Genomic DNA, 13271 nt, shown 5'->3' with positions numbered 1-13271 from the left:
AGGCAGGGTCTTTCTTGTTCGGATGCCTTCGCGTCACTAGTTTGTACCCACGGCGTGCCAGGTGCAAACGTGCTAAGCGACGTCGCGTTTCTCGAGGCGGGGCAGCGCGGCGCCGGAGAGGCGGTCGAAGAGCCTCTGGGCGGGCGCGAGCACGAGCGGGTCAAGCACGGAGGCGAGCAGCAGCGTGAGGGCAAAGACGCCCAGCACCAGGAGCGCCGCCAGCGCCACGCCCGCGGGCAGCGGGAGGTCGGAGACGAGCGCGGCCGCTCCCGTCCAGGCAGGGGTGGCGCCGAGAAGCCTGAGGACGAGATAGTAGTGAAGCAGGTAGATCGAGAAGGAGCGCTTCCCCACCCACACGGCCGCGCGCGTCGCGGCCCCCTCCGGGATGCACGTGAACTCAAACGCAAACATGAGGCCAAACGCCGCGAGCACCCAGAGCTGGTTGGGGTCATCCTGGGGGACGACGAGCCCCGCGCAAACCGCGCTCAGCACGAGCGCCCCGAGCCCGGCGCACGCGGCGCGGCGCCGGGCCCTCTCCGAGAGCGTCGCGCTGAGACGCCGGTAGAGATAGCCCATCACAAAGACGGGGAAGTAGCCCCGCAGGGGCTCTGTGGGAACAAAGTAGGTGCCAATGGTGACGAGGCGGGACACCCCGGGGCGCCCGACCAGCCCCGCAAGGGAGGCAAGCAGGTGCGAGATGGCGCCCCAGCCAAACAGAGAGAGGCAGAGCACGGCAAGCCGCCTGATCCAGCGATCGTCGAGGCCCTCGAGCATCTGGTAGAGAAACGGGGCGAGCAGCAAAAACGGCACGAGGGCCGGGACGAACCACCATCCACCGCTCAGGTAGTCGGCAAGACATGCCAGGTAGCCGCCCGGGCTGAGCGACGGCCAGCCCAGCGTCACGTACAGCACGAGCGAGTACACCACGAGCGGCATCAGGACGGTCGACGCCTTTCGGAGCACGTACGACCCCAGGCTCCCCCGCAGCGGCCGGATCGCAAAGTAGCCCGACAGCATGAAGAAGACTGGGTCGCAGACCATGCAGAAGCCCGCCGCGGCCGCGCCCAGGCGCGACTCCTGAAAGCGCGGAAGCGTGGGCAGCGTGTGCACCGCCACCACGAGCAGCATGCTCAGGCCGCGCAGCAGGTCCCAGTTGGCTTGCCGCGGGCGGCGCGCGGCGGCGGTCTCCAGCATGCGGGACATCCCCTCTCGTCCGCGATTCTTCGTGCGTCGGGCGACAGCTCGCTCGAAGTCACGCTTTCCGCACTCAAAGCGTGACTTCGAGTGAGCTACGTCAACAAACTCGCCCAAGATAACGCTTTCGACCCCCAAAGCGTGACTTTGGACGAGTCGCCACAGCAAACTCGCTCAAAGTAACGCTTCTTAGCCCAAGGCGCGGCCGAGCGGCCCGCCAGGACGGCGCGTTTTGCGGCCGCGCAAGCCGCGGCGGGCCTGACCAGAAAGTGTTGGGTACTTTTTCGACGCACCCACTTAGTACTACCTGCCAGGTGCCATTTCCCTACCTGCGGATTTTCTAGCGTTCAAGTGTTGGGTACTCGGCTTGCGCACGAAAAAGTACCCAACACTTGAAAACGGAGCTCAAGGGAGGCAAAACGGGGCCCCAAGGGAGGCAAAACGGGCCGGCAAAGGCGGCCGGGGCGCCCGCAGGGGCGCCCCGGCCGAGCGTTCCTACTTGCCGAAGGTATCGCGGTCCGGCGCAATGGCCTTCATGGCGTCGATCGTGCGGGAGAAGAGCTCGTCGAGCTCCCAGCCGCAGAGCTCGGCGCCCTTGCGGATGACGTCACGGTCGCAGCCCGCGGCAAAGCGCTTGTCCTTGAACTTCTTCTTGAGCGACTTCACCTCGAAGTCCATGACGGACTTGCTCGGGCGCATGATCACGGCCGCTCCGATGAGGCCGGTAAGCTCGTCCACGGCAAAGAGGACCCTCTCCATGGGGAGCTCCGGCGCGGGCAGCTCGGGGTTGTTGTCGGAGTTGTGGGACTGGATGGCACGCACGAGCTCCTCGGAGCCGCCCGCCGCACGGATGAGCTCGGCCGCGTAGGTGGTGTGGCCCACCGGGTCGTCACCGTGCTCCTCCCAGTCGAGGTCGTGCAGAATGCCTGCGATCTCCCAGAAGTCGGCGTTCTCGGGGTCCATCTCAGCGGCAAAGACGCGCATCACGCCGCCCACGGTCGCGCCGTGCTCGAGGTGGAACTCCTCCTTGTTGTGCTCGGCAAGAAGGGCCATTGCCTCGTCGCGGGAGAGCCCGGCGACAAGCGCCGCCGGCGCCGCCGCAGGCGCGGCCGTAACCTTCTCGGCATCCTCGGCGATGGCGTCCACAGACGCCGCGGCACCATCGGTCACGGCACCCGCGACCTGCGCTTCGATGTCCGCGCGCGTGATGGCCTCCGGCTTCATTGCCGGGAAGAGCAGCACGTCGCGAATGGCGGGCTGGTCGCAGAAGAGCATGATCATGCGGTCGATGCCGTAGCCGATGCCACCCGCCGGGGGCATGCCGTACTCGAGGGCGCGCACGTAGTCGTAGTCGTAGCCCATGGCCTCGTCGTCGCCCATGCCCTTGGCGGCAACCTGCTCGGCAAAGCGGCCGGCCTGGTCGACGGGGTCGTTGAGCTCGGAGAAGGCGTTGGCGTACTCGTGGCCGGCGATGACCAGCTCAAAGCGGTCCGTGAGGCGCGGGTCGTCGTCCTTGCGCTTGGAGAGGGGGCTCACCTCCTCCGGGTAGTCGCAGACAAAGGTGGGGTTCACGATGGTCTGCTCGCCAAGCTCGTCATAGAGCTCAAAGAGGAGCTTGCCCGCACCCCAGCCGGGCTGCACCTCGATGCCGTGCCGCTCGCAGAGCTCGCGCAGGTGCTCGATCGGGGTGTCCATGTCCACGTGCTCGCCCACGACCTCGGAGGCGATCTCGGAGAGCGGGCGGCTCGCCCACTCCCCGGACATGTCGATCTCCTGCCCCTGGTAGGTGATGACCTCGTGACCCTCCTCGCAGCCGCAGACCTCGCGCGCGATCATCTTGAAGAGGTCCTGCGAGAGGCGCTTCATCGTGGAGAGGTCGGCGTAGGCGCAGTAGGCCTCCATCGAGGTGAACTCGGGGTTGTGCGTGAGGTCCATGCCCTCGTTTCGGAAGTTGCGGCCGATCTCAAAGACACGCTCGAGGCCGCCCACGATGCAGCGCTTGAGCGGCAGCTCGGTGGCGATGCGCAGGTAGAAGTCGCGGTCGAGCGCGTTGAAGTGCGTCACGAACGGCTTGGCGTTGGCGCCGCCGAGGATGGCGTGCATCATCGGCGTCTCCACCTCCATGTAGCCGTCGGCCTCCATGAAGCGGCGGATGAGAGAGACGATCTGGCTGCGCTTGCGGAAGACGTCGCGGACCTCGGGGTTCATGATGAGGTCGAGGTAGCGCTGACGGTAGCGGACCTCGCGGTCGGTGAGGCCGTGGAACTTCTCCGGCAGGGGACGCAGCGCCTTCGAGAGCACGGTGAGCGAGCTCGGGGAGACGGACAGCTGCCCGCGGCGCGTGCGCAGCACGGCGCCCGTGGCGCCGAGGATGTCGCCGAGGTCGAGGTTGGAGAGAAGCGCCCACTCCTCGTCGCCGAGCACGTCGCGGCGGCAGAAGAGCTGGATGGAGCCCGTCACGTCCTCAATCACGATGAAGGCGGCCTTGCCCTGCTTGCGGAAGGCGCGGATGCGACCGGCCACGCTCACCACGTCCTCGGTGTCCGTGCCGTCGGCAAGCTCGGCGTAGCGCTCCTCGAGCTCGGCGGCGTGCGCCGTGACCTCGGACGCGATGGGGTACGGGTTCACGCCCGCGTCGATGAGGGCCTGGCGGCGCGCACGGCGCATCGCGCGCTCGTCGGTGGTGGGCTGCTGGGTCTCTGCCATGGGTGGTCCTTTCGTATAGATGCGCCCCGTACCTGCGCAGATGCAGACACGGGGCGCCTCGCTCTTAGATGCGCAGGTCAGGTGCTAGCGGCTGATGGAGACGATGACGTAGGTGCGGGTCTTGCCGGACGGCGCGGCAACCTCGACCTCGTCGCCCTTCTTGTGGCCCACAAGGGCGCTGCCCACGGGCGACTCGTTCGAAATCTTGTGCTCGAGAGAGTTGGTCTCCGTGGTGCCCACGATGGTGAAGGAGGACGTCTTGCCCTTCTCGTCCTTCAGCTCGACCGTCGTGCCGATGGAGACGGTGAGGTCACGGCTGGAGCCGGCCTCCACGACGGTGGCCATGGAGAGGATCTGGCGAATCTCGTTGATGCGGGAGGCGTTGCGGGCCTCCTCCTCCTTGGCGGCGTCGTACTCGGAGTTCTCGGAGAGGTCGCCGAAGCCGCGGGCCTCCTTGATGCGCTCGACGATCTCGTCGTGCTTCTCTCCCTCGCGGAAGGCCAGCTCGTCGATGAGGCGCTGGCGACCCTCGGGGGTGAGCTCGATCTTCTTGGTGTTGTCCATGTTCTGCCCTCTTGTTGAAGCGTGTGGAACCGGGTGAGCGGCGGACTAGTTGTCAGAGCCGAGCTTGGCGCCGCACTTGGCGCAGAAGCTCGCGCCGGTCGCGTTGTGGGCACCGCACTTGGGGCAGTACTGACCGTCGGCGTCGGCAGGGGTCACGGGGGCGTCGGCGTCATCCTCGTCCTGGACGACCTCGACGGGCTCGTCGGAGGACTCGGACTTCTCGCCGATCTCCTCCTTGCCCTCCTCCATGCCCTCGCGGACGTTCTTCACCGTCTTGCCCAAGGCCGAGCCGATCTTGGGAAGGTTCTTGGGCCCAAAGATGATGAGCACGATGACGACGATGATGACGAGCTCGAGGGGCCCCATGCCAAGAAACATAGTGAAGTGTCCTTCCGATGCGTTGTCGTGTGTGGGCCACGGGCCCAATGCAGCATCAGCTAGTATAGCCGAGGTTACGTGCTACTCACAATCTCTATCACGCGAGAAATGCCCCTTCTCGCGCGTCGCCGGGGAGGTCCCTTGCCAGAGCTCATCATCGCGCTCGTCATCCTGACCGTCGTGTGCACCGCCGCGCTTGCCCTCATGCCCTGGGCCCTGCGCAAGCGGGGCGTCGAGCTGCGGCGCACCCGCTTTGGCCTCACGCTCGTCTTTGACACGGAGGACCTCGACCACACGCCCGTGCGCCTGCTCAACGTCAACGGCACCTACCAGAGCGCCTGCTACGTGCCCGAGGGGCTGCGCTTTGAGCTGGCCTGCGAGTACCACCGCGAGATGGCGCGCCTGATCGAGGACCTGGGCCGCCCCGTCCGCGTGCTCGTGATGGGCGGGGGCGGCTACTCGCTGCCCAAGTACCTGGCCGCCCACGTCCCCCAGGCGCGCGTCGACGTCGTCGAGGTGGACCCGGCAATCACCCAGATCGCGCGCGAGCTCTTCTTCCTCGACGAGTGCCTGGAAAAGACGGGGGCCGAGAAGAACGGGCGGCTCCGCCTGGTAAACGATGACGCGTGGGGCTTCGTCCGCGCGGCCGAGGAGCCCTACGACGTGATCGTGAACGACGCGTTCTCGGGCAACCGGCCGCTCGGCCCGCTCACGAGCGAGGAGGGCGCGCGGATGGTGCGCGAGCACCTGGCCGCAGGCGGCGTCTACCTCGCCAACGTGCGCTGTGCGTGCGAGGGGCGGCGGGCGCGGGTGCTGGACGGGGTCGTGGCGGCGTTCGGGCACGAGTTCGCGCACGTGGGGATCGTGCCCGAGTGGCCGGACGAGCCCAGAAAGCCCGGCAACAACGTGCTCGTGGCCACTGACGCCGCGGGCGTCGTGCCCGCGGGCGCCCGCGTCGGGGCGTAGGGCCCGGGAGCCCCAGGGCTCGGGGACCCGAGGGGTCCGCAGCCGCTCAGGCTCCGGCGCGCACCGTGCGGCCCAGGCGCCCGCCCAGCGCAAGCAGCGAGAAGAGCCGGTCGGCCGCAAGGGCGTAGAGCTCCCCGGCGCGCGAGAGCGCCTCCTCGAGCGGGATTGCCTCGATGGCGGTGGGCACCATCGCCGCAATTCCCGGCAGGCGCGCGGCGTCCGCCGACATGCCTCCCACCACGGCCACGCAGGGCACGCCCGCCGCGGCGCAGGAGGCGGCCACGGCCGAGACGACCTTGCCCCGTGCGGTCTGGGCGTCGGCGTGGCCCTCCCCCGTCACGCAGAGGTCCGCGCCCGCGAGCAGCGAGCGAAAGCCCACGAGCTCGAGCACGCGCGCGGCGCCGCTCTGAGGGCGGGCCGCGAGAAACGCCAGGCCGGCAGCACCGAGGCCGCCGGCCGCGCCCGCGCCGGGAACGTCAAGATCGCGCCCAAACGTGCGCGCGAGCACCTGGGCATAGGAGCCCATGCCGCGCTCCAGCTCGGCCACCATGGCGGGCGACGCGCCCTTCTGCGGGCCAAAGACGGCGCTCGCCCCCGCGGGGCCCGTGAGCGGGCTGTCCACGTCGCACATGAGGTGGAAGGCCGTCGCGTGCACGCGCGGGTCGAGGCCGGAGAGGTCGATCGCGGCGACGCGGGCCAGGTCGGCGCCCGTGCCCGCAAGCTCTCGGCCCCGCGCGTCCAGGAAGCGCGCGCCGAGGGCGCGCATGCAGCCCATGCCGCCGTCGTTGGTGGCGCTGCCGCCCAGGGCAAGGGTCACGTCGCGCGCGCCGGCGTTAAGCGCCGCGAGGACGAGCTCGCCCGTCCCGTAGGTGCTCGTGAGGAGCGGGTTTCTCTCGTCGGGCCCGAGCAGGGGAAGGCCCGAGGCGGCGGCCGTCTCAATGAGCGCGCGCCCGTCGGGGAGCAGGCCCCAGACGGCCTCGACGGGCCGGCCCAAGGGGTCGTGCGCGGCCGCGCGGCAGAGCCTTCCCCCCGAGGCCGCCACCACGGCCTCGACCGTCCCCTCGCCGCCGTCGGCCAGGGGAACCCTCACGCAGCCGCAGCCCGGGAAGTGGCACCGGGCGGCCGCCTCGAGCAGGCGGGCGGCCTCGGCCGAGGAGAGGGTCCCCTTGAGGGAGTCGGTCGCAAGGAGAAAGCGGGGCGGGCGTGCCATGGGACCTCCTTCGCAGGGTCTGTCCATGCTGACAGTATCCCACGGGGCGGGGCGACGCCGGGCGACAGGCCGACGGGCCCTACCGCCTCTCGCTCCCCAGGTGCCCCAGGAAGGACGTCGCGGCGAGCGAGAGCTCGCGCTCCCGGCGGTGCGCGAGGTAGACGGTCCGGTGCGCGGGGACCTCGAGATGGTGCACCTCGACGTGGTGGCCGAGGCGCTCGAGCGCGAGGCTCGGCAGCAGCGAGATTCCCAGCCCCGCCTCAACAAGCGCGAGGATGGCGGTGATGTCGGAGATGGTGCAGCGGATGAGGGGGCTCGTGAGCTCGCGCTGAAGCACGGGCGCCGTCTCGGTGTCCACGATGAAGCGCTCGTCGAGCAGGCGCTGCACCGGGATGGGGTCAACGTCCTCGGCAAAGTGGCCCATCGGCGTCACGACGACGATCTCGTCGCGGTCGAAGGGGGCGCAGACCAGGCCCGGGCCCTCCACCCGCGAGGCCACAAAGGAGAAGTCCGCGCGGCCGTCGCGCAGCATCTGCTCGGCCTCTTGGTAGGTGCACTCAAAGAGGCTGATCTCCACCTTCGGGTGCTCCGTGACAAAGCGGCCCAGGGGCCCCGCAAGGCGCCGTGACATGATGCTCGAGGGGGCCGCGACGCACACCGCGCCCGTCTCGACGTCGCGCAGGCCCCGGATGCTGCGCTCCAGCCCCAGGCTCGCCTCGCAGACGGCGCGCGCGTCGGGAAGCAGGCGCGCGCCCTCCGCCGTAAGGGACAGCAGGGGCCCGCGGCGGTCAAAGAGGCGCACGCCCCACTCGTCCTCGAGGCTCGACACCATGCGGCTTGCCGTCGACTGGGTGAACCCCAGCTGGCGCGCGGCGCGGGTGAGGCTGCCCAGCCGCGCCGTGGCGACAAAGGCCTCGATCTTCTGGATGCGCGCGTCCATCCGACACCCCCATGACATGCCGGCGCCCCATCTGGCCCGTGACGGCGCGCGCCACGGGGCCGAGGAGAGCATGCCATGGTGCCGGAACGTCACGGCAAGGGCAAAGGGAATCGCGCAAGAAAAAGCCGGGGGCATGCGCCCCCGGCGTCACGTGCGTGGTCGGGTTGACTGGATTCGAACCAGCGACCTCTCGGTCCCGAACCGAGCGCTCTACCAAGCTGAGCCACAACCCGTTGCGAGGGGATATTCTAGCAGACTTCCGCGGACGAACCAAGTATTTTTGTGGACCAGGCGCGCCAGCCCCGGCCGCGCGCCTCGCGGGCCACGCGATCGGCCGCGCCCGCGCTCTCGCAGAGGGCAAACGAGCAGGTGCCCGAGCCGGTGACCTGGGCCGCACGAACGCCCGGCTGCCCGCGCAGCCACGCCTCCACGGCCCCGACCTCCGGGCAGAGCGCGCGTGCGGCGGGCGCGAGGTTGTTGTGCAGGCAGCCCGCGAGCCCGGCCACGTCCCCCGCCTCCAGCGCGCGGACGAGCGCCTCCGGCGAGGCGGGGTCCTTGCCCGACCGGTCGAACTCCGCGTAGGCCTCGGGGGTCGAGCCGCCCTGCGCACGGGGCATGACCAGGGCGACCGGCAGCTCCGGGCAGGGCAGCGCCCGCTCGAGCACGTCCCCGGCGCCCCCAAAGAGCGCCGTGCGGGGGTCCAGGAAAAACGCCACGTCGGCGCCGATCTGCCGCGCCACGCCAACGACCCGCCCGTCGAGCGGGTCCGCGCCCCAGAGCTCGGAAAGCGCGCGCAGGGCGGCCCCGGCGTCGGCCGAGGAGCCCCCCAGGCCCGCGCGCTCCGGGATGCGCGCCACGACGTCAATCCGCACGCGCGGCTCGCGGCCAAGCGCGCGGGCGAGGAGGGCCGCGGCCCGCCAGACGCCGCTGCGCTCCGGCGCGACCTCCAGCTCCGGGGAAAACGCCACCTCGAGCTCGGGCGCCTCGCGCACGGCCACGTCGTCCCAGAGCGCGACGGGCGCCATCACCGAGTCGACGCGATGGTAGCCCCGCTCGTCGCGGCCGCGATGGACCCCGAGGTGAAGGTTCACCTTGCAGGGGGTGCGCACGAGCACGGCGTCGGACATGGGGGCCTACTCGACGACCGGCTCGACAAAGTCGAAGAGGCGCTCGCCCGACTCGGCGTCGTAGAGCTCCACGGTGCCGGTCAGGACGTCAACGTACTGGTAGGACTGGCGCGCGGTGCGGCCGCGGCGCTCCTCGACCTCCACCACAAAGAGGGAGGGGTGCGCGTGCATGAGGGTGCCGGCGCGCTCGACGATGCGGGAGCGGCCCATATTGGCCTTCACCTTGAGGCGCTTGCCCTCGAGACGGCCCAGCTCCTCGCGAATCTCGTCAACCCGGTTGACGGGGGGAATCTCGTTCTCCATACCAGCCTCCGAACGCCCCGCCCAGACGGGGCAAAAGATGTAGAATTCAGCACCCTTCATCATACGCCCCCGCACGGGCCCCAACAATCCGTCTCAACGGAACGTCACGACAAGGCCACGGGTGCTACACTGCCCACAGCGTCGACCAAGCCTGCGCGGGCACGCCGGGCGGAAGGGAGTCCCATGGACGAGAAGCGCCTCGCGCGCGTGCGCGAGAACCTGGCCCGGCGCGGCCTGAGCCAGGCGCTCGTGGTTGACCCGCTCTCCATCTGGTGGCTGTGCGGCTACCACACCGAGCCCTACGAGCGCTTCCTCGCGCTGCTCGTGCCCGCCGAGGGACCGTGCACGCTCTTTGCCAACCGCCTCTTCCCGGACGCCTCCGGCACGGGCGCCCGCGTCGTCACGTTCTCCGACACGGACGACCCCGTGCCCCTCGTCGCGGCCGCATGCCGCGCGGACGAGCCGCTCGGCGTGGACAAGGAGCTCGCCGCCCGCTGGCTCGTCCCCCTCATGGAGGCGCGTGCCGCCGCGGGCTTTGTCCTCGCCTCCGACGCCGTGGACGACGCGCGCTCGATCAAGGACGCGCGCGAGCAGGACCTCATGCGGGCCGCCTCGGCCGTGAACGACGAGGCCATGGCCTGGCTCGTCGCGCAGGTGAGGCCGGGCGTGACCGAGCGCCAGATCGCGGACGGCCTGCTCGCCGAGTATCGCCGCCTCGGCGCGCAGGACCACTCCTTCACGCCCATCGTGAGCTTTGGCGCCAACGCCGCAGACCCCCACCACGAGCCCGACGACACCGTCCTTGCCCCGGGCGACCCCGTCCTCTTTGACGTGGGCTGCAGGCGCAACCGGTACTGCTCGGACATGACGCGCACCTTCTTCACCGCCGAGCCCACCGAGCATCAGCGCGCGGTCTACGAGGCCGTGCGCCGCGCCAACGAGGCCGCCGAGGCCCTCGTGCGCCCGGGCGTGACGTTTGCCCAGATCGACCGCGCCGCGCGCGAGGTCATCGAGGACGCCGGCTGGGGCCCGGCCTTCAACCACCGTCTCGGCCACCAGATCGGCCTCGTGGACCACGAGCCGGGCGACGTCTCGGCCGCGCACGACGAGCCGGTGCGCCCCGGGCAGTGCTTCTCCATCGAGCCCGGCATCTACCTGCCCGGCGACATCGGCGTGCGCATCGAGGACCTGGTCATCGTGACGGAGGACGGCTGCGAGGTGCTCAACTCCTATCCCAAGGCCCTCACGGTCCTCAACTAGCCCGCCCAAAAAGACAAGACGGGGCGCGGGGCGAGAAGAACGTTCTTCTCGCCCCGCGCCCCGCTCTGGCACGGAGTCCCCGGACGCCTACTCCGCCGGGCAGAGGGCGAGGGCGGCCTCGTCGGCGATGACCACGCAGTTGGCATGGAGCTGCAGGATGGAGGCCGGGCAGCTCGGCGTGATCGGGCCGTAGCACATGTCGTGGACGGCCTGGGCCTTGGCCTCGCCGTTGGCGATCACAAGGATCGCGCGGGCGGACATGATGGTCTGCGTGCCCATGGTGTAGGCCTGGCGCGGCACGTCCTCGATGCGGTCAAAGAGGCGGCTGTTGGCCTGGATGGTGGACTCGGTGAGGTCGACGCAGTGCGTGCCCTTGGAGAAGTGGTCGTCGGGCTCGTTGAAGCCGATGTGGCCGTTGTTGCCGATGCCGAGGAGCTGGAGGTCGGGGTAGCCGGCCGCGGCCACGATCGTGTCGTACTCGGCGCAGGCGGCGTCGGCGTCGGGGTTGGAGCCGTCCGGCACGTGGGTGTTCGCCTGGTCGATGTTCACGTGGTCAAAGAGGTTCTCGCGCATGAAGTAGTGGTAGCTCTGCGGGTCGTCGTGCGTGAGGCCGCGGTACTCGTCGAGGTTGTAGGTCGAGACCTGGGAGAAGTCGAGGTCGCCCTTCTCGTACCACTTGATGAGCTGCTGGTAGGTGCCGATGGGCGTGGAGCCGGTGGCCAGGCCGAGCACGCAGTCGGGCTTGAGGATGACCTGGGCCGAGATGATGTTGGCGGCCTTGCGGCTCATGTCGGCGTAGTCCTTGGCGCGGAGAATCTTCATCGTGCTTCCCTTCCTTACGAGACGGGCCCCGCCCGTCGTGCGGCCCCATCGGCCGCGGCCAATGTGACGGCGACCACCAGGGCGAGGCCGCGCAAAAACGTTGTGAAGGAAGCCGTCGCGTCGAGGCCCCTGCCCGTCCACGGCGACCCGGGGTCATCACCCCGGAGACCCCTCTATCATGCCTCAGTTCGCCGCCGGCGCCGCCGTCTTTTTGACGAGCGGCGCCCTTTGGCTCGGCAGCGCGCTACAGGCGGGAGGCAAGGTCCTCGAGGGCGTGGAAGCGGTGCGAGATGCGGTTCTTCTCGTCCATGGAGAGCTCGGCCATGGTGCGGCCCGGGGTCTCGACGGGAAGGAACAGGGGGTCGTAGCCAAAGCCGTGGTCGCCGCGCAGCTCGCGGCCCACGCGGCCCTCGCAGTCGCCGTCTCCGCGCAGGACCTCGTCCCCGCGGACGAGCGCGACGCTCGAGTGGAAGCGGGCGGTGCGGGCCTCGTCGGGGACGTCGGCCATCTGGGCCATGAGCTTCTCGTTGTTGGCGGCGTCGTTGCCGTGCTCGCCCGCCCAGCGTGCCGAGAAGATCCCGGGCGCGCCGTCGAGGGCGTCCACGCACAGGCCCGAGTCGTCGGCCACCGCCATCGGCAGGCCGGTCTGCTCCTGGGCGGCGCGGGCCTTGATGAGGGCGTTGTCAAAGAAGGTCGCGCCGTCCTCCACGGGGTCGGGGAAGTCCCCGAGCTCGCCGAGGGCCACAAAGCGCACGCCGGGCATGACCGGGGAGAGAATGGCCTCGATCTCCACGACCTTGTGGGCGTTGCCCGTGGCCACGACAACGGTTGCCGCCGGGTCGAGCTCGCTGATGCTGATGCTGCTCACGCTGTCTCCTCTGGACGAAGGGGCTGCCGCCCGGGTTGGGCGACAGCCTCTCATGGTACCCGTTCGCAGGCCCCTCGCAGGGCGGCGCTAGCATCGGGCGCGGCGGAGCGCGACGGCCGCGCCGGCCGCCGCGAGGCCCACGGCGAGAAGGGGTGCCCCGCGCGGTGCCCGCAGTGCCGGGGGCGGGGACCTCATCGGTCCCGGGCGCGAGGGTCGGGTCTTCGCCCGGGTCCGGGGTGGGCTCGGGCGAGGACCCGACCCTCGCGGTTCCAGGCGTAGGAGGCCTGCACGTTGTCCGCCTGCTGGAGCATGCCCTCGTCGCCGCCCTTGGCGTCGGCGTAGTGGGCGGGCTCGCGCGTGACGCGCGTGGTGGAGTCGTAGCCGCCGTAGTTCCAGTCGCCGTACTCGCTCACGATGACGGGCTTGGTGGCATAGGTGGCGGCGTCGCCGTTGACGTTTGCCTGCGGGGTCCCGCAGCCCATGTCAAAGACGTTCCAGTACCTCCAGCCGCAGGTCCAGGCCTTGGCCAGGCCCTTCTCGGGATACTCGGCCTTGGTGATGCGGTTGACCTCGCGCGCCCAGGCCTCGGTATAGGAGCTCTCGTTCAGGCTCGGCTCCCAGGCGACGATCGAGGGGTGGTTGCGGTTGGCGCGCACCATCTCGCGCACCTGCTGGTAGGTGTTCTCCTTGAAGGCGTCCGTGTCATAGAACTGCTGCCAGCCGGCAAGGCAGTCGAGCACGGCCACGCCGTAGCGGTCGCACGCCTCGGAGAAGGCCGGGGAGTGCGGGTAGTGCGACATGCGCACGAAGGTGAAGCCAAGCTCGCGCAGGCGCTTGATCTCCTCGAAGACGGCGTTGCCGAGCAGGTAGGTCTCGGAGTGGAGGTTCACGCCGTTTAGGTGCACGCGCTCGCCGCGACGACACGGCGTCGGT

13 protein-coding genes and 1 tRNA gene are annotated in these 13271 nt (G+C 69.9%); 2 read left to right on the top strand and 12 right to left on the bottom strand.

From position 1 onward, the window contains the following. Positions 1–72: 72 nt before the first annotated feature. The 4 genes from B5F84_RS00235 to tatA form a co-directional block, all read right to left on the bottom strand. On the bottom strand, positions 73–1203 hold the full coding sequence (locus B5F84_RS00235) for an acyltransferase (RefSeq protein ID WP_087319532.1): 1131 nt from the start codon (positions 1201–1203) through the stop codon (positions 73–75). Between the two features lie 486 nt (positions 1204–1689). Continuing rightward, positions 1690–3900, bottom strand: coding sequence for a lysine--tRNA ligase (gene lysS / locus B5F84_RS00230; protein WP_087319530.1), 2211 nt, complete (start codon positions 3898–3900; stop codon positions 1690–1692). Positions 3901–3984: 84 nt separating this feature from the next. After that, the gene (gene greA / locus B5F84_RS00225; protein ID WP_087319528.1) at positions 3985–4464 is read right to left on the bottom strand and encodes a transcription elongation factor GreA; all 480 of its coding nucleotides are present in this window, start codon (positions 4462–4464) and stop codon (positions 3985–3987) included. A gap of 45 nt (positions 4465–4509) precedes the next feature. Next, the gene (gene tatA / locus B5F84_RS00220) at positions 4510–4842 is read right to left on the bottom strand and encodes a zinc ribbon domain-containing protein (RefSeq protein ID WP_087319526.1); all 333 of its coding nucleotides are present in this window, start codon (positions 4840–4842) and stop codon (positions 4510–4512) included. A 141-nt stretch (positions 4843–4983) separates the two neighbouring features. Between tatA and B5F84_RS00215 the strand changes: the two genes are divergently transcribed. Next, on the top strand, positions 4984–5808 hold the full coding sequence (locus B5F84_RS00215; protein WP_158094447.1) for a fused MFS/spermidine synthase: 825 nt from the start codon (positions 4984–4986) through the stop codon (positions 5806–5808). Positions 5809–5854: 46 nt separating this feature from the next. Here B5F84_RS00215 and B5F84_RS00210 read toward each other — a convergent pair whose 3' ends face one another. The 5 genes from B5F84_RS00210 to B5F84_RS00190 all read right to left on the bottom strand — a co-directional run bounded on the left by B5F84_RS00210 (position 5855) and on the right by B5F84_RS00190 (position 9388). Then, positions 5855–7018, bottom strand: a complete 1164-nt coding sequence (locus tag B5F84_RS00210; RefSeq protein WP_087319521.1) for a glycerate kinase — start codon at positions 7016–7018, stop codon at positions 5855–5857. A 79-nt stretch (positions 7019–7097) separates the two neighbouring features. Next, the gene (locus tag B5F84_RS00205) at positions 7098–7958 is read right to left on the bottom strand and encodes a LysR family transcriptional regulator (protein ID WP_158094446.1); all 861 of its coding nucleotides are present in this window, start codon (positions 7956–7958) and stop codon (positions 7098–7100) included. Positions 7959–8114: 156 nt separating this feature from the next. Next, positions 8115–8191: transfer RNA gene (locus B5F84_RS00200), tRNA-Pro, on the bottom strand. Positions 8192–8206: 15 nt separating this feature from the next. Next, on the bottom strand, positions 8207–9085 hold the full coding sequence (locus B5F84_RS00195; RefSeq protein WP_239378148.1) for a 4-diphosphocytidyl-2C-methyl-D-erythritol kinase: 879 nt from the start codon (positions 9083–9085) through the stop codon (positions 8207–8209). A gap of 6 nt (positions 9086–9091) precedes the next feature. After that, complete coding sequence (locus B5F84_RS00190; protein WP_087319517.1) at positions 9092–9388, bottom strand: Veg family protein; 297 nt, start codon at positions 9386–9388, stop codon at positions 9092–9094. Positions 9389–9571: 183 nt separating this feature from the next. On the opposite strand from B5F84_RS00190, the gene B5F84_RS00185 reads away from it, so the two are divergent. Further along, entirely contained in the window at positions 9572–10648 is a 1077-nt protein-coding gene (locus B5F84_RS00185) for a Xaa-Pro peptidase family protein (RefSeq protein ID WP_087319515.1), read from the top strand. Positions 10649–10735: 87 nt separating this feature from the next. On the opposite strand, the gene nagB is transcribed toward B5F84_RS00185, so the two are convergent. The 3 genes from nagB to B5F84_RS09665 all read right to left on the bottom strand — a co-directional run bounded on the left by nagB (position 10736) and on the right by B5F84_RS09665 (position 13243). Further along, a complete protein-coding gene (gene nagB, locus B5F84_RS00180; RefSeq protein WP_087319512.1) occupies positions 10736–11470 on the bottom strand; it encodes a glucosamine-6-phosphate deaminase in 735 nt (244 codons plus the stop codon). A 244-nt stretch (positions 11471–11714) separates the two neighbouring features. Beyond that, positions 11715–12338: an RdgB/HAM1 family non-canonical purine NTP pyrophosphatase gene (gene rdgB / locus B5F84_RS00175; protein ID WP_239378146.1), complete on the bottom strand. Its 624-nt coding sequence runs from the start codon at positions 12336–12338 to the stop codon at positions 11715–11717. Between the two features lie 191 nt (positions 12339–12529). Next, positions 12530–13243 (bottom strand): glycoside hydrolase family 2 TIM barrel-domain containing protein, encoded by a 714-nt coding sequence (locus B5F84_RS09665; RefSeq protein WP_087319508.1) that lies wholly within the window; start codon positions 13241–13243, stop codon positions 12530–12532. Positions 13244–13271 lie beyond the last annotated feature (28 nt).

This window comes from Olsenella sp. An290, from assembly GCF_002159535.1.
In the GTDB taxonomy this organism is placed as follows: Bacteria; Actinomycetota; Coriobacteriia; order Coriobacteriales; family Atopobiaceae; genus Thermophilibacter.
The sequence above is the reverse complement of the archived record's forward strand: the minus strand, read 5'-3'. Positions and strand labels throughout refer to the sequence as shown.